Source organism: Haemophilus sp. HMSC068C11, assembly GCF_001815355.1.
Taxonomy (GTDB): domain Bacteria; phylum Pseudomonadota; class Gammaproteobacteria; order Enterobacterales; family Pasteurellaceae; genus Haemophilus_D.
The window spans coordinates 369,595-392,925 of sequence record NZ_KV820375.1 but is presented as its reverse complement, the minus strand read 5'-3'; the positions used below and the strand labels follow the sequence as shown (position 1 = coordinate 392,925).

The following is a 23,331-nucleotide window of genomic DNA, read 5'->3' as shown; positions in this document are numbered from 1 at the left end:
ATGAAAAAATCGTTTTTATTGCTCCCTGTGAGTATCGCTATTTTAACGGCGTGTAGTTCAAATAGCCCTGCGCCAATTGAAAATGTAGATGGCACACTTTCTCCGGGTGTAATGCAGCCTGTTGATAATAATTCGAGCGGTACATGGCAGCCAGAAATCCAACAAAATACGATGCCAAATACCATGGGCAATAGCGTGCCAACAGGAACTCAAACACCACAACCTAGTTTCCAACCGACTTATCAACCGGTTCAACAACCTGCTGCAGCACAGCCTAAACCAACGCCTGCTCCAGCACCGGTTCAACCACAAACTAAAACGGTAACCAAAACGGTTTCTGATTGCACCAGCTCTGGCGCAATCAACGTGCCGCGTAATCCAAATACCAACGCACCGGATTACAGCCAAATTCAAAAAGGTTCATACAAAGGAAATACCTATAAAGTAAACAAAGGCGATACCATGTTCTTAATCGCTTACTTGACCGGTATGGACGTAAAAGATTTGGCAAGCATGAATAATATGAAAGAGCCTTATAGCTTAAGTGTGGGGCAAACGTTAAAAATTTCAAATTGTTCAACTAAAACGGTTACCACGACTGTACCAGTGAAAACTACAGCACCAGCTGCACCAGCAGCCCCTGCTGAGCCAGAAGTGACTTATACACCAGGTGCGAACGGTACTCAAATTGGTTCTGATGGTACGGTAATTGGTCCAATTAAATCAGGTGTTGCAACAGGTGGTGCATCAACACCAGCGTTTACCAACAATACACCTAGCACACCGGTGACAACGACAACTCAAGTGGAAACCACAAACAATACGCCAGTTAATGCAAACGTTGTAGCACCAGTGGCATCGAATGTGGCATGGCAATGGCCAACCCAAGGCAACGTGATCCAAGGTTTCTCTAACTCCGATGGTGGTAACAAAGGGATTGATATCAGTGGTTCTCGTGGACAAGCAGTTAAAGCGGCTGCGAGTGGTCGTGTTGTTTATGCGGGTAACGCATTACGTGGCTACGGTAACTTAATCATCATCAAACATAATGATGATTTCTTAAGTGCTTATGCACACAACGACAAGATCCTTGTGAGCGATCAACAAGAAGTGAAAGCGGGTCAAGAGATTGCGAAAATGGGTAGCACAGGAACCAATGCTGTGAAACTTCACTTTGAGATCCGTTATAAAGGTAAATCTGTCGATCCAGTTAGATATTTACCGAGAAGATAATCTTTTCTCAGAAAAAAGTGCGGTTAAAAATGACCGCACTTTTTGTTATACTCTCACCAATTTTTTCTCAATGCTTAGAATCTAAGGTTAATTCAATGCGTACAAGTCAATATTTATTCTCAACATTAAAAGAAACCCCAGCTGAAGCGGCCATTGTGAGCCATCAATTAATGCTTCGTGCGGGGATGATTCGTCCTCTTGCTTCAGGTCTTTATAACTGGATGCCAACAGGCTGGCGTGTGCTTCGTAAAGTAGAAAAAATCATCCGTGAAGAAATGGATAAAAGCGGCGCGCTTGAAATCAAAATGCCAGTCGTGCAACCAGCAGAATTATGGGAAGAATCAGGCCGTTGGGAACAATATGGCCCAGAATTACTTCGTTTTGAGGATCGTGGTAATCGTAACTTTGTATTAGGTCCAACACATGAAGAAGTGATTACGGATTTAGTTCGTCGTGAAGTGTCATCATACAAACAACTTCCGATTAACTTATACCAAATTCAAACCAAATTCCGTGATGAAGTACGTCCTCGTTTCGGTGTCATGCGTTCACGTGAATTTATCATGAAAGATGCGTATTCTTTCCATGCGGATCATGCGAGCTTGCAACAAACGTATGATGTGATGTACCAAACTTATAGCAATATTTTCAATCGCTTAGGTTTAGATTTCCGTGCCGTACAAGCGGACACTGGTTCTATCGGTGGTAGTGCGTCACATGAATTCCAAGTGCTAGCAAACAGTGGCGAAGATGATGTGATTTTCTCTACGGAATCTGACTACGCTGCAAACATTGAATTAGCGGAAGCGGTGGCAATTGGTGAGCGCGCAGCGCCAACAAAAGCTATGGAATTAGTTGATACTCCAAATGCAAAAACGATTGCAGAGTTGGTGGAACAATTCAATTTGCCTATTGAGAAAACGGTTAAAACCTTAATCGTAAAAGGGGCAAGCGAAGAACAACCGTTAGTGGCATTAGTGATTCGTGGTGACCATGAATTAAATGAAATCAAAGCGGAAAAATTACCAGAAGTAGCTTCACCATTTGAGTTTGCAGACGAAGCGGTTATCAAAGCCAAAATCGGTGCAGGTGTAGGCTCATTAGGTCCTGTTAATCTCAATATTCCAGTGATTATTGACCGTTCAGTGGCATTAGTATCTGATTTCAGTGCAGGTGCAAACATTGATGGTAAACATTACTTCAATATCAACTGGGAACGTGATGTAGCGTTACCAAAAGTAGCGGATATTCGTAACGTGGTTGAAGGTGATCCAAGCCCAGATGGTAAAGGTACCTTATTGATTAAACGTGGTATCGAAGTCGGCCATATTTTCCAATTAGGTAAAAAATACTCAGAAGCCATGAATGCGACTGTTCAAGGTGAAGATGGTCGTCCAATGGTCGTAACCATGGGATGTTACGGTATTGGTGTAACACGTGTGGTGGCTGCAGCGATTGAACAGCATTTTGACGAGCGCGGTATTGTATGGCCAACAGATGAAATTGCGCCATTCACCGTAGCTGTTGTACCAATGAATATGCATAAATCTGAAAGCGTTCAAGAATATGCCGAAGAATTGTACCGTACTTTACAAGCACAAGGCGTAGAAGTGATCTTTGATGACCGTAAAGAGCGCCCAGGTGTGATGTTTGCAGACATGGAACTTATCGGTGTCCCACACATGGTGGTGATTGGTGAGAAAAATCTCGCAAACGGCGAAATTGAATACAAAAATCGTCGCACCGGTGAAAAACAAATGATTGCAAAAGATCAGTTGTTAGATTTCTTAAAAGGACAAATTAAAGCTTAATTAAGTCTTTGATGGTGAAAAAAGGAGATTGAGGCATATCAATCTCCTTTTTTATTATTGATTAGTAATTGCTTGAGGTATTACCTGAAACGCCCGTTACAATTGAAATGCCTGCGCTTGCACCAATTCGTGTCGCACCTGCTTCAATCATTGCTAGTGCGGTTTGAGTATCACGAATACCGCCAGAGGCTTTCACGCCAATGTTGCCTACCGTTTTCTTCATTAATGCCACATCTTCTACGGTTGCGCCACCTTTATTGAAACCCGTTGAGGTTTTAACAAATGCCACACCTAACACTTTACAGATTTCACAGGCTTTTACGATTTCTTCTTTGGTGAGTAAGCACGTTTCTAAAATCACTTTAAGTGGCACGCCATGACAAGCCGTTAATACAGCTTGAATATCATCTTTTACGGCATCCCATTTATTGGATTTAATTAAGCCAACATTAATCACCATATCGATCTCACCCGCACCCGCTTTGATGGCTTCTTGGGTTTCAAACGCTTTGACTGAGGATAGGTTGGCACCGAGTGGAAAACCGACTACAGTACAAATTTTTACATCTGAGCCAGCGAGTTTTTCTTTGGCTAAAGGAATATAACCTGAATTAATGCAGACTGAATAAAAGCCGTACTGAATGGCTTCATCACAGAGTTTAAGAATATCTTGTTCTGTTTTTTCAGCAGTAAGGGCAGTGTGGTCAATATATTGTGCTAGTTGTTTACTATCCATATTTTTTCTCCTTATAAAATGATGTGATTATCATAACAAAATCTCTGCAATTTTGACCGCACTTTTCTGATCGATTACAATCCGTTTATCCTAGATCATGGAATTTGTTGTGAAGCTTAAAACCTTATTAAAAAATGCGATTTCGCTCCTACTGACGTTGATTATTGTAAGCAGTATTCTCGATTTTATTCGTAAACCTAATATTCCGCCTGAAATCAATGCGACGGCACTTTATGATTTACAGGGGAATGCCTTCTTTTTACCCCAATTAGATCAAGCTAAGCCGACGATCATTTATTTCTGGGGAAGTTGGTGTGGTTATTGTCGTTATACTTCTCCAGCGATTAATTCACTTTCAGAAGAAGGCTATCCGGTAGTCTCTATCGCGCTACGTTCAGGAACAAATAAGGACGTGGAGGATTATTTGCAAACCCATCACTATCAGTTTACAACGGTGAATGATCCTCAAGGCAAGATTGCGGAGCAATGGCAGGTGAATGTGACGCCGACCATTATTATTTTAAACAAAGGAAAAATGGATTTGGCTACAACGGGCTGGACAAGTTATTGGGGCTTAAAAGTGCGGTTGTTTTTCACAGAGTTTTTTGGCTAAGCGGTACAAAATCTATTACAATACACAGACTTATTTTAAAGAGGACAGAATTATGATTATCGTAACAGGTGGCGCCGGTTTTATCGGCAGTAATATCGTTAAAGCATTAAACGATATGGGACGCAAAGATATTTTAGTGGTGGATAACTTAAAAGACGGGACTAAATTCATTAACTTAGTGGATCTTGATATCGCAGATTACTGTGACAAAGAAGACTTCATTGCGTCAATTATTGCAGGTGATGATTTAGGCGATATCGATGCGGTATTCCATGAAGGGGCTTGCTCGGCGACCACTGAATGGGACGGTAAATACATCATGCATAATAACTACGAATATTCAAAAGAGTTATTGCATTACTGCTTAGATCGTCAAATTCCGTTCTTGTATGCATCAAGTGCGGCGACTTATGGCGACAAAACTGAATTCCGTGAAGAGCGTGAATTTGAAGGCCCACTGAATGTGTACGGTTATTCTAAATTCTTATTCGACCAATATGTGCGTGCAATTTTACCTGAAGCGCAATCACCAGTATGTGGTTTCCGTTATTTCAACGTGTATGGTCCGCGTGAAGGTCACAAAGGTTCAATGGCAAGCGTGGCATTCCACTTAAATAACCAAATCCTGAAAGGCGAAAATCCAAAATTATTTTCTGGCAGTGAGCACTTCCGTCGTGATTTCGTTTATGTAGGCGATGTAGCACAAGTCAACATTTGGTGCTGGCAAAATGGCATTTCGGGTATATTCAACTGTGGTACTGGTAATGCTGAGTCTTTTGCTGAAGTGGCAAAAGCGGTGATTAAATTCCACGGAAAAGGCGTAGTGGAAACCATTCCATTCCCAGAGCATTTGAAATCTCGCTATCAAGAATATACACAAGCTAACCTTGAGAAACTTCGTGCAACTGGCTACGACAAACCATTTAAAACCGTAGCGGAAGGTGTGGCTGAGTATATGGCGTGGTTAAATAAATAAAATTATTGAACAAATAATGTCGTTCAATACTAGAAAATGAATAAAGTGCGGTTAAAATTAGTCTTATTTTTAGCCGCACTTTTGTTATAAGGTCAAGCATGAATATTTTAATTATCGGCCCGTCTTGGGTCGGCGATATGATGATGTCGCACAGTTTGTATCAACAACTCAAACTGCAATACCCTGATTGCCAAATTGATGTGATGGCACCCAATTGGTGTAAACCGCTTTTAGCTCGTATGCCAGAAGTGCGCCATGCCATTGAAATGCCGCTTGGGCATGGCAAGTTTGCTTTGTGTGAACGTTATCGTTTAGGTAAGGCATTACGCAATCAATATGATATGGCAATCGTATTACCAAACTCGTTGAAGTCAGCCTTTATTCCCGCCTTTGCAAAAATTGCGATGCGTCGTGGCTGGAAAGGGGAAAGCCGTTATTTCTTGCTTAACGATTTGCGCAATAACAAACGTGATTACCCCATGATGGTGCAACGTTATGTCGCGTTGGCCTTTGAGCAAAATGCGGTACCGAAAGCGGCTGATATTCCTGTTCTAAAACCTTATTTAACCGTTGATCCCACTCAACAAGCGGAAACCTTAAAAAACTTTGAAAAACAGACCGCTCTTTTAGGTGAACGTCCGATTATCGGGTTCTGTCCTGGAGCTGAATTTGGACCAGCTAAACGTTGGCCGCATTATCATTATGCTAAATTGGCTGAAATGTTAATTGAAAAAGGCTATGCGGTAGAATTATTTGGTTCACCAAAAGATGTGGAAGCAGGAGAGCAAATCCGCAATGCGTTGCCAGCAGAACTACAACCATTCTGTTTGAATTTAGCAGGGCAAACGAATCTTAATCAAGCGGTAGATTTAATTGCTAACTGCACAGCAGTAGTGAGCAATGACAGCGGCTTAATGCATATTGCCGCTGCGACAGATCGTCCATTGGTTGCACTTTACGGCCCAACGAGCCCAACTTATACGCCACCATTATCTGATAAAGCGGTGATTATTCGTTTAATTGAAGGCGATTTAATTAAAGTGCGTAAAAGCACAGATAGCTCGGAAGGGTATCATCAAAGTTTGATTGATATTACACCAGAAATGGCATTAGAAAAATTAGAGGCATTATTAGCAAAATGAACCCTCTCCGCATACATTTACAATTAATCGGAATGGTGATTTTATGGGGCGCTTCTTGGCCCTGGGGGCGAGTGGTTGCCCAAGCCATGCCGACATTTGTTGCTTCAAGCGTACGCTTTTTTTTCGCCATTATTCCACTCATTATTTGGCTATATGCGGCGAATCGCTTCAAATATGCTAAACAACTAAACGCTAATCAGTGGATGGGTTTGTTTGTGACTGCCTTTTTCGGTGTTTTCGCCTATTCCACATTTTTTATCTGGGGACTGAAATATCTTCCAGCGGGACAAGCGGCTGTTATTGTGGCGACAAACCCTGTATTTACCACGCTTTTGGCGATTTTTTTATTTAAAGAAAAATGGAATCGTTGGGTAATAATAGGAATGGTTATTGCCATGAGTGGAACATTATTGGCTCTCACAAAAGGGAATTTTTTACAAATGATGGATTCCTTTGGATTTGGGCAAATATTATTAATTGGTGCACTAATTTGTTGGGTCGTTTACACCTTATTGGCGAGAAAAGTACTTGCGGGCATTGATTCTCTTACCGCAACAACATTATCTTCCATTTTTGGTTTTTTATTGTTATTTATAAGTGCTCTATGCGTGGAAAGCTCGGACAATTGGCTGACAGTACTGAATTTATCACAAGGTGAGTGGATAAGTTTACTTGGTCTTGCATTTGGTGCAACGGTGTTAGCCTATGCATGGTATTTTGATGGGGTGAAACACTTAGGGGCAGGCAATGCTTCGGCTTACATTATTCTTGTGCCGATTTTAGGCATTTTATTTTCAGCCGTTTGGTTGAATGAACAAGTGGATTCCTCCTTAATTATTGGAGGCGTTCTAGCCGTATCAGGGCTTGGAATTATGCACTGGGGAAGAAGGTTAATTAAATGAAAGTATGTGTGATTAAGACTTCCTCTATGGGGGATGTGATTCATACTTTGCCGGCATTGACTGATGCACAGCGCGCTATTCCTAATCTCTCTATTGATTGGGTGGTGGAAGAGAATTTTGCAGAAATCCCACGTTGGCATTCTGCAGTGAATCAAATCATTCCAATTGCTTTAAGACGTTGGCGAAAATCGCCTTTTTCAGCTCAAACAAAAAACGAATGGAAATCTTACCGCACTTTATTACAAGCCAATCAATATGATGCTGTGATTGATGCGCAAGGGCTTTTTAAAAGTGCCTTTTTTGCGACACGCTTAGCCAATGGCATTAAGCATGGCTATGATCGCAAAAGTATCCGAGAGCCCATTGCTTCATTTTTCTACGATAAAAAATACGCGATTTCCTATCAACAACATGCGGTAGAACGTATTCGCCAACTTTTTTCTCAAGCCTTATCTTATCCATTACCGAAAGAGAAAGGGGATTATGACATTGCGCGTCATTTTATTTCTGCAGATTCTATCGAACCTTATGTGATCTTTTTTCATTCTACGACTAGAAATGAAAAGCATTGGTCAGAACATGAATGGCGAAATTTAATTGAAAAACTGACTGCACTTTCTGTTCAAGTTCGTTTACCTTGGGGAAACGAAAAAGAAAAGGCGAGAGCAGAGCGATTGGCTGTCGGCTTATCTCATGTAGTTGTTTTGCCTAGGCTTTCATTGCATGAATTGGCTGAACAAATTGCCAATGCGAAAGCCGTGGTATCGGTAGACACAGGACTTGCCCATTTGACTGCCGCACTGGATAAACCCAATATTACGCTTTATGGCGCAACAGATCCGACCTTAATTGGCTGTTATGGTCAAAATCAGCATTATTTAACAGCGAATTCAATGGAAAACATTACCTCAGACCAAGTATTTTCTGCGCTTAATTTATTAATTAAATAGGCGATAAAATAATCGAATATGTATTTATCTGGATTGATTTTAGTCAAAATATTGCCTATTTTCTGATAGTTGGCAAAATTTAGGGTTGACCATTTAGGTTGTAGTGTATAAACTGCAAAAAGTTCAATTTTTTAATAAACTTCATTAAATAATAGGGAAAGCGTTATGAAAAAAACACTTCTTGCTTTATCTGTAGCGGCATTAGCAGCAGGAGCAGGTTCTGCACAAGCTTATAACTTCCACATTGACCAAACTGGTACAGATGTTGATTTTTACGGTTCTTTACGTGTTAAATGGGAAAGCACCTCTAACAAAACTAACTATGTAAACGGTGATGTAACTAAAGAGCACATCAATCACGCAGTTGATAACGACAACTCACGTTTCGGTTTCAAATTAAAACAAAGCTTAGGTGGGGATTTCTACGCTTTAGGCCGTGCGGAATGGCGTATGCGTGGTGATGCGCCTTCACAACATGATTTTGACCATGTTTATACTCGCCAACTTTATGCTGGTTTTGGCCACAAACAATTCGGTGAGTTAACTTACGGTAATATGACAACTATTACTGATGAAGTAACACAAAGTGATTTAGCAAATACTTATAGCTTGACTGATGGTTTATTAGAGACTTCAGCTCGTCGTGTAACACAATATGTTTATAATGGTGACTATGGTTCAAATAAAGTGAAATTTGGTGCGTACTACGGCGGTTCAAGCAAACGTAACATCAAAAACGTAGATTTAAAAAATAACCGTAAAAACACTTGGGGTACAGGTCTTATCTTTGATCATGAAATTGATAGTATCCAAAATGTAACTGTCGCAGCAGGTTTCACTCGTGAAATCTCTGAAAATGCTAACAAAACAGCATATTACAGCAATGCTTACGCTTTAGGCTTAGCATATAACTTTGTTCACACTACTTATGGTTTAGACTTTGCTCACAAAGATACTAAAAATAAAGATGGTGCAGGTAACAAAGTAAAAAATAATGAAGTGACCGCAGTAATTCGCCAAGGTTTAAATGAAGACTGGAATGTATATGCAATGTATTCTTACAAAACTGAGAAAACTTTACCTGTAGGTTCTGCATATTCAAAATCAACAGATCGCCAATTCTTAGTGGGTACTGAATACTATGTGTATAATCAAGGTTCATTAAAAGTGAAACCATTCTTAGAATGGCAAGCTACTCGTACTAAATACGAGAATACCTTCGATAAAGACTCAGGTAAACAGCTTGATCGTAGCCGTGACTTCAAAACTGTTATCGGTTTACGTGCATACTGGTAATTTATCAGTTTAATCTTATAAAACGAGCGGATAGTGAAAGCTATCCGCTTTTCTTTTTGGCTTGTAATTTTGATTTTCACCCCCATAATACTGCACAGGCACGAAGTGCGGTAACAAAACGACATCTTTTTTGAACGTTTTAGATTTATTCACAAAATTGACCGCACTTTTTACTCAAAGAATAAATAGGAACAAATAATGAATTATACTCAAGATAATGACAAACTTTACCGTTACCTTTTTCAAAACCGTGCAGTGCGTGGTGAATGGGTGCGATTAAACCAAACTTTTACTGATACCTTGAATACCCATCATTATCCAAAAGCAGTACAAAACTTATTGGGTGAGATGATGGTAGCGACTAATTTGTTGACCGCAACATTAAAATTTAACGGTAATATTACTGTTCAAATTCAAGGTGATGGCCCATTAAAATTAGCTTTAGTAAATGGTAATGACCAACAACAGATCCGTGCATTAGCACGTGTACAAGGTGATATTCAAGATGGTATGAGCCTTCATGATATGATCGGTAAAGGTGTGTTAGTGATTACGATTGCTCCAACTGAAGGTGAACGTTATCAAGGCGTTATCGGTTTAGATAAACCAACGATTACGGAATGTTTAGAAGACTATTTTGTCCGTTCAGAACAATTACAAACCCAACTTATTATTCGCACAGGTGAATATGAAGGCAAACCAGTTGCTGCAGGGATGTTGTTGCAAATCATGCCAGATGGTCAAGGTACACCAGAAGATTTTGAGCATTTAACTACTTTAGTTGCAACCGTAAAAGATGATGAGTTATTTGGATTGCCCGCAGAAGAATTGCTTTATCGTTTATATCATGAAGAAGTAGTGGAAGTTTTTGAACCGCAAACTGTTTCTTTCTTCTGCGGTTGCTCACCTGAGCGTTCAGGGGCAGCATTATTACTGATTCCAGAAGCTGAAATTGAGGAAATCTTAGAGGAGCATAAAGGCAGCATTGATATGCAGTGTGAATGTTGTGGCACGCATTACTTCTTCAATAAAGAAGCGATTGATAAACTCAAACAAGCCCAATAAGAAAAATCCCCGTTCATGATAACGGGGATTTTTTTATGGCCTTTATTGTTGAACTTGTTCTAAACAATGTTTGATGGCATCCGGAATCGAGCCACCATGATTTTTATTGGGAATGGAAATAAACTCTACGGAATTACCTTGTTTTTCCAATATTTCCGCCAATTGATGCGCATTGATTGTTCGCATTTGTTTCCGTTGATTAATTCGTTGTAATTGTTCTTCAGTCATATTCGGATCCTCTTCAGGATGCTCTTCATAATAGCCTAATGTAATCAGAATATGTGATGGTTTTTGGCTAATCCATGGTTCATTTTGAGGTAGAAATGAGCCATTTCCCCACCAAAGAGAAGGGCTTGCCAACGTGTAATGTTGAAATAAATCCGGTTGATGGAAGAGTACATACAATCCAAATAATCCACCAAAAGAATGACCGAAGAAATATTGTTTTTCCTTATTGATATCGAAATGCTGTTCAATATAAGGCTTTACGTCTTGTTGAATAAAACGTAGAAAATCAGTAGCTTTTCCGCCTTTGGCGAATTCGGCACCTTCTGCAGGAAAAGTGTAGTCTCTAGTGCGTTCTTCAATGACGTAGGCTTTATCTGATATATAACCGATACCGACAATAAGCGGGAGCGGTTTATTGGGATTGACAGCATTCACCGCTAGTGGAAATTGAGCATTGCCATCTAACGTATAAAGTGCGGTCAGTTTTTGTGATGTTTTTGGCGGTACCGCAATAAACAAACGATAATGTTTGTTTTCAAAGGTAAAATCTTTTTGTTGAATTTGATACATTTTTTTCATGCTTTCTTGAATAGGAGGAATCTTAAAGTCAGGTTCTGCTTGAGTACTTTGTGTAAACATCAGCAGGAAAAATAAAAAGGGTAAACGCAGAAATGAGAACATGGTTATTCGGTCTTAATTTGAGAATGGTTATCACTATATAGTAAAAGTAAAGGTGAAATCAACTGCACTTCATCTTGGCTCCCCAAAACACCCTAAAAATAGGTAGGAATTTTCAATGAATGTTCAAAAATTTGATCTAGTTAACATTTTTTTTCTGGCAATTCCCCTACAATAACCATAGGAAAAATTTTTAAACTTTAATCAAGAGGTGAACTATGACTGACATTAAAAATGTAATTAAAGAACTTGAAGCCATTGGTATTCATGACGTAAAAGAAGTGGTTTATAACCCAAGCTATGAACAACTTTTTGAAGAAGAAACCAAACCAGGTTTAGAAGGTTTTGAAAAAGGTACACTTACCACAACTGGTGCGGTGGCAGTAGATACTGGGATCTTTACTGGTCGTTCACCGAAAGATAAGTATATCGTTTTAGATGATACTACAAAAGATACCGTATGGTGGACATCTGATGTAGCTAAAAACGATAACAAACCAATGACTCAAGAAACTTGGTCAAGCTTGAAAGGCCTTGTGACTAAACAACTTTCTGGCAAACGTTTGTTCGTGGTTGATGGTTTCTGTGGCGCAAGTGAACAGGACCGTATCGCGGTACGTATTGTAACTGAAGTAGCATGGCAAGCACACTTTGTTAAAAATATGTTCATTCGTCCGACAGAAGAACAATTACAAACCTTTAAACCAGATTTCGTGGTAATGAATGGTTCTAAATGCACCAACCCGAACTGGAAAGAACAAGGGTTGAACTCTGAAAACTTCGTCGCATTCAACTTGACTGAACGTGTTCAATTAATCGGCGGTACTTGGTACGGCGGTGAAATGAAGAAAGGTATGTTCTCAATGATGAACTACTTCCTACCACTTAAAGGTGTAGGTGCAATGCACTGTTCTGCTAACGTAGGTAAAGACGGTGATGTAGCAGTATTCTTCGGTTTATCAGGTACAGGTAAAACTACGCTGTCTACCGATCCGAAACGTCAATTAATCGGTGATGATGAACACGGTTGGGATGATGTAGGTATCTTCAACTTTGAAGGTGGTTGTTACGCGAAAACTATCCATCTTTCTGAAGAAAATGAGCCAGATATCTACCGTGCAATCCGTCGCGATGCATTATTAGAAAACGTCGTGGTTCGTGCAGATGGTTCAGTTGATTTCGATGATGGTTCTAAAACAGAAAATACTCGTGTGTCTTACCCAATTTATCACATTGATAATATTGTTAAACCAGTATCTCGTGCAGGTCACGCAACGAAAGTCATTTTCTTAACTGCGGATGCATTCGGTGTGTTACCTCCAGTGTCTAAATTGACACCAGAGCAAACCAAATACTACTTCTTATCTGGTTTCACTGCTAAATTAGCTGGTACAGAGCGTGGTATTACTGAGCCAACGCCAACTTTCTCAGCATGTTTCGGTGCAGCATTCTTAACGCTCCACCCAACACAATATGCTCAAGTGTTAGTTAAACGTATGCAAGCTGCCGGTGCAGAAGCGTATTTAGTTAATACTGGTTGGAACGGTACAGGTAAACGTATCTCAATTAAAGATACCCGTGGTATTATCGATGCCATCTTAGATGGTTCTATTGAAAAAGCAGAAATGGGTGAGTTACCAATCTTTAACTTAGCTATTCCAAAAGCATTACCAGGCGTAGATCCAGCGATCTTAGATCCACGTGATACTTATGCGGATAAAGCACAATGGGAAGCGAAAGCGAAAGACCTTGCTGGACGTTTCGTGAAAAACTTCGAAAAATATGCGACTAATGCGGAAGGTAAAGCACTTATCGCAGCAGGTCCAAAAGCTTAATTAGAGAATATCGTATCTAATTAAACATCCCTAAAAATAACCGCACTTTGATTTTTAAATCAAAGTGCGGTTTTTTATATCAAGGTTTTTTGTGAGTTATTCTTTCGCTACGGTAAGAATAGACCAAATATAAGCCAATATAACTAATACCGCAGAGACAGAAAACATGATGCTAACCACATCAACAAAAAAGAAACTTTTTAGAATCGGTTTAGTGAAGATGCGTTCCGCATATCTCGCGACAAAAGTGATGATATAAGCCCATAAAGCCCAGGTGACTATATCTAGTGCAAAGCTTTTGGCTTTAATCAGCAGGGGAAGGCTGCTACCTTTATTAATAACCATCAATTGTTGTAAAGTGGCGGTTGCCATTATTTAAACTCCTCTGTCAGGGCTTGTCCAGACGGCTAGCTTGGACTTGTTTCTAAAAATCGCTTTTGGGATTCCAACGAGTAACGTTACGGTATTGAGTAACCAATAAACATAGGGATACCAAATGCAGGAAATTCCATATTGGATCAATCCTTTTTCATAACGTGAATCAATGTATAAGCTTAAGAGACACTGTAAGAAGAAGGAAAAAAACATGATCGAGATATTTGTTTCAAACAGCTCCATGTTTTGAATACCTACACCTAAGGTAATCTTGCGGTATAGTGAAAGTGCAACCAGTGCAACTAATAAGATTGCCCAAGTTGCGGTAACAAAATATTCGGCATACATTGGCCATAGACGGCGGTTTCTCCAACGCCAGACCTGAGGAAAATATTTGAGAATGGTTTCAGCACCACCTTGTGCCCAGCGTAAACGCTGTTTGTATAAGCCATAAAGACGTTCAGGCATTAATACCCAACATAAGGCACGAGGCTCATACATAATGTTGTAACCGGCTGTTTGGATTTTCCAACTGACATCAATATCTTCGGTGATCATATTGGTACTCCAGCCACCGATTTCTTCCATTACATCTTTTCGGAATAAACAACATACACCAGATACGGTGAAGATGGTTCCCATCAGGCTTTGAGCGCGTTTGATTAAACCGATAATGGAGCTAAATTCAGACACTTGTAAGCGACCTAAAATCGTACTGCGGTTACGTACGCGTGGGTTGCCTGTAACACCACCATAAGTGCGGTTTAATTCAAGGGATTGCACCATATAGTCGATCGCATCAAAATCTAATACCGCATCGCCATCAATACAGGCTACATATTCTCCTTTAGCGACCAATAAGCCATGGTTTAATGCACTGGCTTTACCTTGATTTTCTTGATGAAGAGCTACAATTCGCTGATCTTCTTTCGCCCAACGTTTAATAATTTCACCCGTGTTATCTTTACTGCCATCATTGATAAAGATCAATTCATAGTTTGGGTATCTGAGTTGGAGCAAGTAAGGAATAGCTTCATCTAGATTGTCCCCTTCGTTGTAGCAAGGCACCATAATGCTGACCATCGGGACGCGTTCTTTGGGCATTTGTTGGAAAGTCGGTTGCCCGAGTTTTCCTTCCATAAACAGGTAATAACACAGACTTGCCGTTACCCAATATATTGCCATCCCGGCAGGATACATGAATACGAAGATACTCACTGCTTCTAAGAATTGTTGGTTCATGATCAATCCTTATTTTTTCCCTGCATTCGTATTTACGGAAAAATACGGTCTCATTTTGTTCATATCCGGTTGGTTTGTTAAAAAGTTATCCGGATAGTAGCCATAGCTATAAATATGATTTTTTTGTAATAGCGTCATCCAATCAATCAATTCGGATTCAGGAATTGGTTTTTGAGTTCGCCAATTCACCGCTTGGAATTCAAATAAGACTTTATCTAATGGCGCTTGAGCTTTCACGTTTTCAATGAGAGAAGCAAACCATTGATAGGCTTCTTTTTGTGAAATAGGCTGTTCATTTTCCATGTATGGCATCGCCATGATGGCAGTGGTATCGTAATTGTCGGTGAGCGTTTTTAAGTTTTGTGCCAACCATTCTTCTGCATTTGGATTTGTGATCACTGATGCATAAAGATTACGAGCCGTTTTAAGAGAATATGAACCACGCAAGAAATAAGGTTTTAACGCATCGGTGAGTTGATGGGTTAATTGGATTAAATCTTGTGTTTTTTGTTTTGCTTGTGGACTAACCATGCCTTCAGCGTGAGTGCCTTCAGCACCTTCAAAATCGGTTAGGAACGCATCATCGTGGAATAAAATGCCATTAAATTTGGCGTAGAATGACAAATCGTTATAAATGGATTTAATGATTTCGACATTCTGTTTGTTATAAGGTGAAAGGCGTAAATAAGCCTTTGTTGAAGGCTTGCCTGTACGGCTATCAATGACATATTCCGCCTCTTTTACGCTTTTTCGTAAATCAAAGGCGAGTACAGGCATCCAAGCATAAACTTGTACGCCTGCGCGTGTTTGTAATTGCCAGGCAATTCGACCAAAAATATCATCGCGAACAGGAAGATATTTATTAGGGAAATACAAGGCATCGGCTACCCCATCCCCATCTGGATCGGAGAAGGCTTGAAGATAAACTGTCGTCACACCATAGCGATAGATGCGGTCGATTAACTTATCAAGGTTTTTGGCTTGCTGAGCTTTATCCGCATCATAGACATAATCTAAATCGACATGCAGTACTCGTTGAATTTGTTTGCTTTCATCAATGCCATCAAGATAGTTTTTAACGGTATTTAGATCGGTTTCTGCATTAAGTAATAAGCGTCCAATATGTTTATCGCCCACTTTATTGATGATTTTTTCACCTAATGAAAAATAGTGTGGCATTCCTGCTTGTCGTGCAAGTTGCACAGCAACATCATTAAATTGTCCATAAGGCCACACCATTACACGTGGTTTCTTACCGATATGATTGACTAACGTTTGAACAGAACGAGTGAAATCAGATTTCAATCTATTTTTGTAGGCATCTTCAGTTTCATATTTTCCATTTTTATATTCAGGTGCAATCACTGAGGGTAATTGACCACCAGATGGGTTGGCATTTATACCGTTATGAAGATTATGAGTATGTGAGGCAACTTCAACGAGTCCACTTTGTTCCATTTCTTTGACTTGCGACCAAGTGGCAAAAACAGAACGATCCAGCATTTTATCGGCATAAGCGATTTTTTGATCTGCCGGCGTATCTAACCAGCCTGTCACTGGCGCAAAAACAGCAGGGTAGTTATAGGCCTTTAATAGAGGGAAGACCACGTTATACATGGTTTCATAGCCATCATCGAAGCTTAGCAATACCGCATTATCAGGTAATGTGCCTTTACCATTTTCAGCATCGATAACTTGCTGCCAACTGATCACGTTGTATCCGTTTTCTTTTAGCCAATTAAAATGTTTAATTAAGGTTTGGGCAGAAATCGTTTGAGGAAAATACTGTTTTTGATTTTCAGCCGCACTTTCATCTACAACAGAGTGATAAGCTAATACGCCATAACGATCTTGCGCAAAGGCAAAAGCCGAAAAAAGGGAAAGCGTGCAAATAATGATTTTTGCAAAATGTTTTAGAGATCTCATAAAGTTATACCGCTTAAGTATTTAATAATAAATAGAGAAGTTTAAATTTCCGAAATTGTTGAATTCAGCACTGCCGTCGTAAATATTCTTTTTACGACCAATTTCATAAGACACGCCAAATTTTTTACCAACACGCCATTGGTGTCCGTAACTAATCGACCACATTTTTTCTCGACTGAGTTCTGCCTGTTTATAAGCACCCACACTGGCTTTCAGGTGATGATTTAAGACTAAGCCATAATTAAGTGGTTGGTAGTAACTTAAATCCGCACCGAATTCCAAGCTTGTCGCTTTTGATGGGTTGTAATATTCAGCAGAATCAATGGTTTTATTTTTGCTGTAATCGACTCTGAAATTGTTGGTTAGCGCCCAACGGTCATGTTTGAATGTATTGAGATTCAACCAGAAATTGGCTTCTTTTCTTAAGTTGCCGTCATCAAATTTCATGACGCTACCACCTAGCCCAGCTTGGAAAATATCGGAATAGGAATACGTGGTAGAGAAACCAATATCTTTGGTATACACCCCTTTATTGATGGCTTTAACTGGGGTGCCACTACCATTAATATTGGCGCCTAAATTAAATGACCAATGTTGGTTGAGGGTATAATTTGCCTCTGTAGAGAAATAGGCTTTATCATTAAGCTTAACGCCTTTCCCGCTTTCCATTTTCACTTGGAGTGGATAGAAATTGAGCTCTGTTCCTACGCCAATTCGGCGAGAAATGAGACTTTCTTTGTCATAAGGGGAACGAGTTTCTAAGTAATGAACGTAGAGATCGTGACCATTTGCTGTTTTCGGTGTGTAAATCGCATAATCTTGGCTACTTTCATTGCTATAACTGATTGGTGAAGTGCGATGCTGTAAGCCGATACTTCCTACAATTTTGCCAGAACGTGCTTGTTCGTAATGGTTTATGAGGGATTGTGCGGACTGACGTTGTTCTTCATTCATTGCATCAAGTGTTTTTGAAACTGTTGGTAAATCATTTTGACTTAAGGCAGTTTCAGCCAGGTTATTGCGTGCTTCTTGCTGATCATTTTTACTCAAAAAATAACCGGCTTTTTCAGCCCATAATTTGGCATCATCATAGTTGCCACGATTTCGCTCAAGTTCTGCTTTTTGCAACATCACCCATGGATCACCAGGTGTTTTATTAAATAGACGATCATCAATCAGTTGCTGAGCCAATTTGCTGTTACCACGCCATAAGGCTAAACGTGCCAAACCAAAATAGCGAGAATCGTAGCCTGGATTTAGAATTTTTGATGTTCGGGTATAGTCATTGATATAAATATTTGAATTCATACGCTCTAAATATTGTTGAGCCAATTCAAATTTGCCCGCATCGCTTGCAGTGAGAGAGAGTTTATGAAGTAAACCATCACTCACAGCGAGTTTATGGTTTAAGGCTTGTTGTTCAATTGCTTGATAAATCGCTAATGCTTTGTGTGGTGAGCCTTTTGCTGCCCAATAATCACCAAAGGCTTCTTCTAAATACGCTGGCACATTAGGTTGAGCCTGTAATGTATTGAAGTCGTCTTTTATTTCATCAAATTTATTCAAGCGAACACCCATCACAAAACGATCTTGCAATGCTTGTTGATACAAAGGATGTTCAGGGTTAATTTTGGCCAAAAGTGCGGTCAATTCTTCAAATGATTTTTCTTGTTGTGTAGGCGTTGTCGCATTTTTTGAAGAGGTAATTGTCTTACCATGCTCAAACCACATCATGTCTTTTTGATTGAATTGATCAGGATAGGCTTTTTGTAATTTCTCTTGTAATGGTTGAAGGTTGTATTTCGATGCTAAACGATACAACTCTCTCATTAAGGTGATATTTTTTGGATTTTGTTCTAACTGACGTTGCCAACGGCCAAGTTTAGCCATGTCGGGTTCGGTAAAATCAAGTAAATAACTTTCTGCATCAAGATAGGCGTTATCTTGTCCAAAACGTTTTTTATAAACACTCAGTGCATTTTTTGCCGCATTGTAGTTTTTGGTTTCTGTGAAAGCTAATGCGCCACCAAGCCAGCCATTTGGATTATCAGGGTATTGCTTTTGCAATTGGGAATAGAATGCAATGGCACGATCGTATTGTTTTTCATTTCGAGCGGCTTTGCCTAAATTTTCGAGTTCATTTTGGGAAAATTGCGCTGGTGCGCAGCTTTCGCAAAGTGAAAGTGCTTTAGCGGATTGATTCGTCCTCAGATAGAGTGTAATTAAATCATCGCGCACTTTCACATCGTGCGTCCTCTTAAATAAGGCCTCAAGTTTTGGAATAGCTTGATTTAATTGGGTATCTCCTTGACGAGAGAAAATGATGATATTTTCTCGTTCGGTATCAATAGAGGAATTTTGGGCATAGGCAACCTGTACTACTGAGGTACTGACACCTACTAATAGCACAGCCTTAAAGACATGGGATAGAGATTTCATTTTTTAGTTCCACTATATTTAATAATAATTATCTAGTGCTTCGTTATTTCAGACAGTGTAAAGAAGTGTAAGTTTTGCAAAGAGGTCCGACCTCTTTGCAGGCGATGGAAAATATTAATTGTGTATAAATGGAGGGGGGATAAAAAATAGGCGTTCTAGTAAAATAAATCGCCTATTTGATATTTAGAGAAGTGATTGAACGTTATTTCAAAATAAACATCGGTGTGTTGCTGATAGGATCACGATGAATGATGACATCCAAATCAAACACATCCTTCAGCAACTCTTCGGTCATCACTTCATCAGGTGTGCCTTGTGCCATTACGGCACCTTTTTTCATGACGATTAAGTAATCGCAATAGCGGCAGGCTTGGTTGAGATCATGCAATACCGTAATCACGGTTTTACCGTTTTGTTGCATTTGTCGCATCATGCCCATGAGTTCTGCTTGGCGGTTTAAATCAAGATAAGTGGTAGGCTCATCGAGTAGCACTAATTCGGCATCTTGCGCAAGAGTCATGGCTAAAAATACCCGTTGTTGTTGACCACCAGATAAATCGGAAACCAGCTGTTCAGCGAGTTCTGCAGTTTGGGTTTGCGCCATCGCCCAAGTCACCAATTCTTCATCTTTTTGACTGAGTTTACCCCAGAGGTTTAAGTAAGGCGAACGCCCGTAAGTGATCAATTCGCGCACTTTAATGCCTTCTGGTACCAAGTGTTGCTGCGGGAGAAAAGCCAATTCTTGGGCATATTCTTTAGGGCTTTTTTGCCAAATGTTCTTGCCTTTATGGGTGATTGAGCCTTGCTTTGGCTTAAGCAATCGAGCCACCGCTTTTAATGTGGTGGACTTACAGCAACCATTTGGGCCGATTAACGCAATCACTTTATTTTTCGGGAATTTTAGTGACAGATTTTTAACTACGAGTTTATCTTGATAACCTAAAGATAAATTATTGATTTCAATGCTCATTATTTAGTTCTCATCAATAAGTAGAAGAAATATGGCGCACCGATAATCGCGGTCAGAATACCCGCTGGTAGTTCAGTTGGTGGGGCAATCACCCGCGCCAAAATATCCGAAAGTTGTAATAAGAGGGCGCCAATAATTAAGGCTGCCGGTAATAGGGTGCGATGTCTGCCGCCGACTAAACGACGGGCGAGATGCGGAGCAACTAAGCCTAAAAAGGCAATCGGACCACAAATTGCCACGGCTGTAGTAGAAAGGGCTACTGCTAGCACTAAAACGCTGATTTGCACTTTATTTACGGTCACGCCCAAGGTGGAGGCTTTGTTTTCACCTAAACCAAGGGTGTCGAGATCGCGACAGAAAATAAATGGTAAAGGCAGCAATACCACTAGCCATGGTAATACCACATTCAAATAAGACCAGCTGCGCCCCCACAGGCTTCCTGTGAGCCATAACATTGCCGTGTTGATCTCGACCGGATTAGTAAGCATTAGATAATGGCTAATCGCTGCCCATAATGCGGAAAATGCGACCCCAATGATTGCCATTTTGATAGGGCGGAAGTTAAAACCGCACACGATCCATAAAATGACAAAAGAGAACACACCGCCTAAAAAGGCAAAAATTGGCATCCAGTAAAATGCTAAGTTTGGTAGGAACATCAATACCGAAACAGCAACCAACCCCGCCGCATTGTTAATCCCTAAAATATCGGGAGAAGCAAGCGGATTACGCACTACGCTTTGCACTAACACACCAGAAATCGCTAAGGCTCCACCCAATAAAATCGCTAATACCGCACGGGGGAGGCGATATTCCATCAAGGTAAAATAGTTTTTATCGTCAGGCTGAAAGGCTGCCCAAATTTCTTCCAAGGAAAGCGTATAAGTGCCAAGGTGAATACTCAATCCAAAGAGTAGTACCATCAGACTGAGCGTGACGACATAAAAGCCGATAGCGCGAAAAGATACATGAGAGGTTCGCATTAGTGTCTTCCTCTGGCAAATAATACAAAGACTGGTGCTCCGATTAAGGCAAGCACCGCACCGGCAGGCACTTCGCTAGGGAAGTTCACCGCACGGGCAATGGTATCTGCAGCGAGCATTAAAATTGCGCCGAGTAACATCGCCATAGGGAGCGATTTTCGCAAGTCATAACCAATCCAATAGCGGGCAAGGTGGGGCACGAGTAAGCCAATAAAGGCCACGGGGCCAGCAACACTCACGCTTGAACCTACAATCAATAACGCCATGATGTTAGCGTACCAACGTAAACGGAAGAGATTGATGCCTAACGAACGCGCAGATTCATCGCTTAAATTGAGTAAATTTAAACGACTAGCAAAGAATAGACAGAAAAGTGCGGTCAAAATAAAGAACGGAAATAACGTCAATAATTCATTCCAACGAGCATGTGCAATGCCGCCAGCTAGCCAACTCATAATACCGAAGGCATGATCTTCCGCGATAATCAGCACCAATTTAGTGAGTGCTGCACAAAGTAGTGATACGGCAATCCCTGCTAAAATCACTCGGCTACGATCTCCACTGTTGTCTTTCCAGCCATTGCTGATCAGCATCACCACAAACCAACTTAAACCGCCACCGATACTAGCCACTAAAGCAATACTATAACCAGAAAGAATCAAGGGGCTAAACGCACTGGCGGTTACCATGGCAAGACTAGCGCCTGAGTTCACGCTGAGTAGCGTAGGCGAAGCAAGTGGATTGCGCGTAATGGTTTGTAGCAACGCTCCTGCCACCGCAAGATTGGCGCCTAAAATCATGCCAACTAATGCGCGCGGTAGGCGTAAATCGGTTACCGTAATTTTGGCAATTTCATCGCCATCGGGGAGGAACGCTTGTAACGCTGCAAGCGGTCGAATTTCGATGGGATAATACAAAAACAGGCTTCCCCATAATAGGAAAGCCAGAATGATAAGGGGAAGTCCCCAACGGAAAGCAGACTTCATCATTATTTTTGCTTCACGAAATCTTCAATTTGTTTTGCCATAATTTTGCTTGCTTCTAAACCGCGACCACGCGCCCACATGTCGGAGTCAACACTGTAAACATGGTTCGCTTTTACCGCAGGAATGGCTTTCCAAAGTGGCTCAGCTTCCCATTTGCGCGCAATACTTTCATCACGATAATGGGCAATGAACAAGTATTCCGGTTTTTCCATTACTAATTGTTCAAGGTTGATTTCCACTAAAGCCTGATCGCTATTGAGTTTAGTTGGCGCAAAACCTAATGTCGTTAAGAAACTACCCACATAGCCATTGTCATTTTGGATATTAAATTTATCTTCTCGGGAAGTACCAAATGAGGCTTTTTTGCCTTGTACACCTAGATTTTTTGCAATGTTGGCAATGTAATCATTATGCTCATTGATCTTCGCTTTCATTTCGCTACTTTTACCGACTAAATCACCAATTTTTTGCGCGGTTTCAAGATTTTCTTGGTAGCTTTCATGACGAGAATCGAACATCACTGTTGGCGCAATTTTTTTCAATTCTTCAAACACCGCTGTGTGACGGGAAGGATCGGCAATAATTAAATCGGGTTTGAGAGAAGCAATCACTTCAAGACTCGGTTGAGAACGCGTGCCAACGGATTGCCATGCAGCAATTTTTTCGCGCACTTGCGGCAAAATACGATCGATTTTGTTATCGTCAGCCACACCCACTGGGCTTACACCGACTTGGGCTAAAGCATCCACAAAAGAATATTCCAATACCACAACACGGCTTGGGGTTTTATCAAGGGTAAATTCACCTTTCGCATCTTTAACCGTCACGGCGCTAGCGAATGCGGATACCATTAATAATGCGGAAGCTAAAGTAGTTTTGAATAATTTTTTCATGTTGTGTCCTCAATAATAAAAAGCATTTGGATTATACACTCAAACAATGTTA

The 23,331-nt window shown here is 40.5% G+C and carries 20 protein-coding genes; 10 read left to right on the top strand and 10 right to left on the bottom strand.

Going from position 1 to position 23,331, the window contains the following annotated elements; translation table 11 throughout:
* Together nlpD and proS are read left to right on the top strand one after the other, a co-directional pair.
* Complete coding sequence (gene nlpD / locus HMPREF3020_RS08890) at positions 1-1,233, top strand: murein hydrolase activator NlpD (RefSeq protein WP_049364716.1); 1,233 nt, start codon at positions 1-3, stop codon at positions 1,231-1,233.
* Between the two features lie 95 nt (positions 1,234-1,328).
* Entirely contained in the window at positions 1,329-3,044 is a 1,716-nt protein-coding gene (proS, locus tag HMPREF3020_RS08885) for a proline--tRNA ligase (RefSeq protein ID WP_049369887.1), read from the top strand.
* A 61-nt stretch (positions 3,045-3,105) separates the two neighbouring features.
* Here proS and deoC read toward each other — a convergent pair whose 3' ends face one another.
* Positions 3,106-3,780 (bottom strand): deoxyribose-phosphate aldolase, encoded by a 675-nt coding sequence (gene deoC / locus HMPREF3020_RS08880; protein ID WP_070776244.1) that lies wholly within the window; start codon positions 3,778-3,780, stop codon positions 3,106-3,108.
* 109 nt (positions 3,781-3,889) lie between these two features.
* Here deoC and HMPREF3020_RS08875 point away from each other — a divergent pair, with 109 nt between their 5' ends.
* From HMPREF3020_RS08875 to hslO, 7 genes are all read left to right on the top strand, one after another.
* A complete protein-coding gene (locus HMPREF3020_RS08875; protein WP_070776243.1) occupies positions 3,890-4,393 on the top strand; it encodes a protein disulfide oxidoreductase in 504 nt (167 codons plus the stop codon).
* A 52-nt stretch (positions 4,394-4,445) separates the two neighbouring features.
* The gene (gene rfaD, locus HMPREF3020_RS08870) at positions 4,446-5,369 is read left to right on the top strand and encodes an ADP-glyceromanno-heptose 6-epimerase (RefSeq protein WP_070776242.1); all 924 of its coding nucleotides are present in this window, start codon (positions 4,446-4,448) and stop codon (positions 5,367-5,369) included.
* A gap of 98 nt (positions 5,370-5,467) precedes the next feature.
* Positions 5,468-6,511, top strand: a complete 1,044-nt coding sequence (gene waaF, locus HMPREF3020_RS08865; protein WP_070776241.1) for a lipopolysaccharide heptosyltransferase II — start codon at positions 5,468-5,470, stop codon at positions 6,509-6,511.
* The gene (locus tag HMPREF3020_RS08860; RefSeq protein ID WP_070776240.1) at positions 6,508-7,413 is read left to right on the top strand and encodes a DMT family transporter; all 906 of its coding nucleotides are present in this window, start codon (positions 6,508-6,510) and stop codon (positions 7,411-7,413) included. Before waaF ends, HMPREF3020_RS08860 begins: the two co-directional genes overlap by 4 nt.
* Positions 7,410-8,363, top strand: a complete 954-nt coding sequence (gene rfaC / locus HMPREF3020_RS08855; RefSeq protein WP_049384624.1) for a lipopolysaccharide heptosyltransferase RfaC — start codon at positions 7,410-7,412, stop codon at positions 8,361-8,363. The genes HMPREF3020_RS08860 and rfaC overlap by 4 nt, the downstream gene beginning before the upstream one ends.
* Positions 8,364-8,528: 165 nt before the next feature.
* Positions 8,529-9,659, top strand: coding sequence for a porin (locus tag HMPREF3020_RS08850; protein ID WP_049369880.1), 1,131 nt, complete (start codon positions 8,529-8,531; stop codon positions 9,657-9,659).
* Between the two features lie 198 nt (positions 9,660-9,857).
* The gene (hslO, locus tag HMPREF3020_RS08845) at positions 9,858-10,724 is read left to right on the top strand and encodes an Hsp33 family molecular chaperone HslO (protein WP_049368103.1); all 867 of its coding nucleotides are present in this window, start codon (positions 9,858-9,860) and stop codon (positions 10,722-10,724) included.
* Between the two features lie 42 nt (positions 10,725-10,766).
* On the opposite strand, the gene HMPREF3020_RS08840 is transcribed toward hslO, so the two are convergent.
* Positions 10,767-11,591, bottom strand: a complete 825-nt coding sequence (locus HMPREF3020_RS08840; RefSeq protein ID WP_049368169.1) for an alpha/beta hydrolase — start codon at positions 11,589-11,591, stop codon at positions 10,767-10,769.
* 257 nt (positions 11,592-11,848) lie between these two features.
* Between HMPREF3020_RS08840 and pckA the strand changes: the two genes are divergently transcribed.
* Complete coding sequence (gene pckA / locus HMPREF3020_RS08835) at positions 11,849-13,465, top strand: phosphoenolpyruvate carboxykinase (ATP) (protein WP_070776239.1); 1,617 nt, start codon at positions 11,849-11,851, stop codon at positions 13,463-13,465.
* Between the two features lie 96 nt (positions 13,466-13,561).
* On the opposite strand, the gene HMPREF3020_RS08830 is transcribed toward pckA, so the two are convergent.
* The 8 genes from HMPREF3020_RS08830 to HMPREF3020_RS08795 form a co-directional block, all read right to left on the bottom strand.
* Positions 13,562-13,837, bottom strand: coding sequence for a hypothetical protein (locus tag HMPREF3020_RS08830; RefSeq protein WP_049384622.1), 276 nt, complete (start codon positions 13,835-13,837; stop codon positions 13,562-13,564).
* A gap of 3 nt (positions 13,838-13,840) precedes the next feature.
* Positions 13,841-15,082 carry a poly-beta-1,6-N-acetyl-D-glucosamine synthase gene (gene pgaC / locus HMPREF3020_RS08825; protein WP_070776238.1) on the bottom strand — a complete coding sequence of 414 codons (1,242 nt, stop codon included), beginning with the start codon at positions 15,080-15,082 and terminating at the stop codon, positions 13,841-13,843.
* Positions 15,083-15,091: 9 nt separating this feature from the next.
* Positions 15,092-17,008 (bottom strand): poly-beta-1,6-N-acetyl-D-glucosamine N-deacetylase PgaB, encoded by a 1,917-nt coding sequence (gene pgaB / locus HMPREF3020_RS08820; protein WP_070776237.1) that lies wholly within the window; start codon positions 17,006-17,008, stop codon positions 15,092-15,094.
* A 21-nt stretch (positions 17,009-17,029) separates the two neighbouring features.
* A complete protein-coding gene (pgaA, locus tag HMPREF3020_RS08815) occupies positions 17,030-19,447 on the bottom strand; it encodes a poly-beta-1,6 N-acetyl-D-glucosamine export porin PgaA (RefSeq protein ID WP_070776236.1) in 2,418 nt (805 codons plus the stop codon).
* Positions 19,448-19,649: 202 nt separating this feature from the next.
* Positions 19,650-20,417 carry a Fe(3+) dicitrate ABC transporter ATP-binding protein FecE gene (gene fecE / locus HMPREF3020_RS08810; RefSeq protein ID WP_070776235.1) on the bottom strand — a complete coding sequence of 256 codons (768 nt, stop codon included), beginning with the start codon at positions 20,415-20,417 and terminating at the stop codon, positions 19,650-19,652.
* Entirely contained in the window at positions 20,417-21,400 is a 984-nt protein-coding gene (gene fecD / locus HMPREF3020_RS08805) for a Fe(3+) dicitrate ABC transporter permease subunit FecD (RefSeq protein WP_070776234.1), read from the bottom strand. The genes fecE and fecD overlap by 1 nt, the downstream gene beginning before the upstream one ends.
* Positions 21,400-22,389: an iron-dicitrate ABC transporter permease FecC gene (gene fecC / locus HMPREF3020_RS08800; protein ID WP_007526232.1), complete on the bottom strand. Its 990-nt coding sequence runs from the start codon at positions 22,387-22,389 to the stop codon at positions 21,400-21,402. Before fecC ends, fecD begins: the two co-directional genes overlap by 1 nt.
* Positions 22,389-23,279 carry a Fe(3+) dicitrate ABC transporter substrate-binding protein gene (locus HMPREF3020_RS08795; protein ID WP_070776233.1) on the bottom strand — a complete coding sequence of 297 codons (891 nt, stop codon included), beginning with the start codon at positions 23,277-23,279 and terminating at the stop codon, positions 22,389-22,391. The genes fecC and HMPREF3020_RS08795 overlap by 1 nt, the downstream gene beginning before the upstream one ends.
* Positions 23,280-23,331 lie beyond the last annotated feature (52 nt).

Coding starts and splice junctions, on each gene's coding strand:
- HMPREF3020_RS08850 (WP_049369880.1), top strand. CDS start 8,529: ATGAAAAAAACACTTCTTGCTTTATCTGTAGCGGCATTAGCAGCAGGA.
- HMPREF3020_RS08830 (WP_049384622.1), bottom strand. CDS start 13,837: ATGGCAACCGCCACTTTACAACAATTGATGGTTATTAATAAAGGTAGC.
- HMPREF3020_RS08860 (WP_070776240.1), top strand. CDS start 6,508: ATGAACCCTCTCCGCATACATTTACAATTAATCGGAATGGTGATTTTA.
- nlpD (WP_049364716.1), top strand. CDS start 1: ATGAAAAAATCGTTTTTATTGCTCCCTGTGAGTATCGCTATTTTAACG.
- pgaA (WP_070776236.1), bottom strand. CDS start 19,447: ATGAAATCTCTATCCCATGTCTTTAAGGCTGTGCTATTAGTAGGTGTC.
- HMPREF3020_RS08840 (WP_049368169.1), bottom strand. CDS start 11,591: ATGTTTACACAAAGTACTCAAGCAGAACCTGACTTTAAGATTCCTCCT.
- pckA (WP_070776239.1), top strand. CDS start 11,849: ATGACTGACATTAAAAATGTAATTAAAGAACTTGAAGCCATTGGTATT.
- waaF (WP_070776241.1), top strand. CDS start 5,468: ATGAATATTTTAATTATCGGCCCGTCTTGGGTCGGCGATATGATGATG.
- fecC (WP_007526232.1), bottom strand. CDS start 22,389: ATGATGAAGTCTGCTTTCCGTTGGGGACTTCCCCTTATCATTCTGGCT.
- pgaC (WP_070776238.1), bottom strand. CDS start 15,082: ATGAACCAACAATTCTTAGAAGCAGTGAGTATCTTCGTATTCATGTAT.
- rfaC (WP_049384624.1), top strand. CDS start 7,410: ATGAAAGTATGTGTGATTAAGACTTCCTCTATGGGGGATGTGATTCAT.
- hslO (WP_049368103.1), top strand. CDS start 9,858: ATGAATTATACTCAAGATAATGACAAACTTTACCGTTACCTTTTTCAA.
- fecE (WP_070776235.1), bottom strand. CDS start 20,417: ATGAGCATTGAAATCAATAATTTATCTTTAGGTTATCAAGATAAACTC.
- fecD (WP_070776234.1), bottom strand. CDS start 21,400: ATGCGAACCTCTCATGTATCTTTTCGCGCTATCGGCTTTTATGTCGTC.
- HMPREF3020_RS08795 (WP_070776233.1), bottom strand. CDS start 23,279: ATGAAAAAATTATTCAAAACTACTTTAGCTTCCGCATTATTAATGGTA.
- pgaB (WP_070776237.1), bottom strand. CDS start 17,008: ATGAGATCTCTAAAACATTTTGCAAAAATCATTATTTGCACGCTTTCC.
- deoC (WP_070776244.1), bottom strand. CDS start 3,780: ATGGATAGTAAACAACTAGCACAATATATTGACCACACTGCCCTTACT.
- rfaD (WP_070776242.1), top strand. CDS start 4,446: ATGATTATCGTAACAGGTGGCGCCGGTTTTATCGGCAGTAATATCGTT.
- proS (WP_049369887.1), top strand. CDS start 1,329: ATGCGTACAAGTCAATATTTATTCTCAACATTAAAAGAAACCCCAGCT.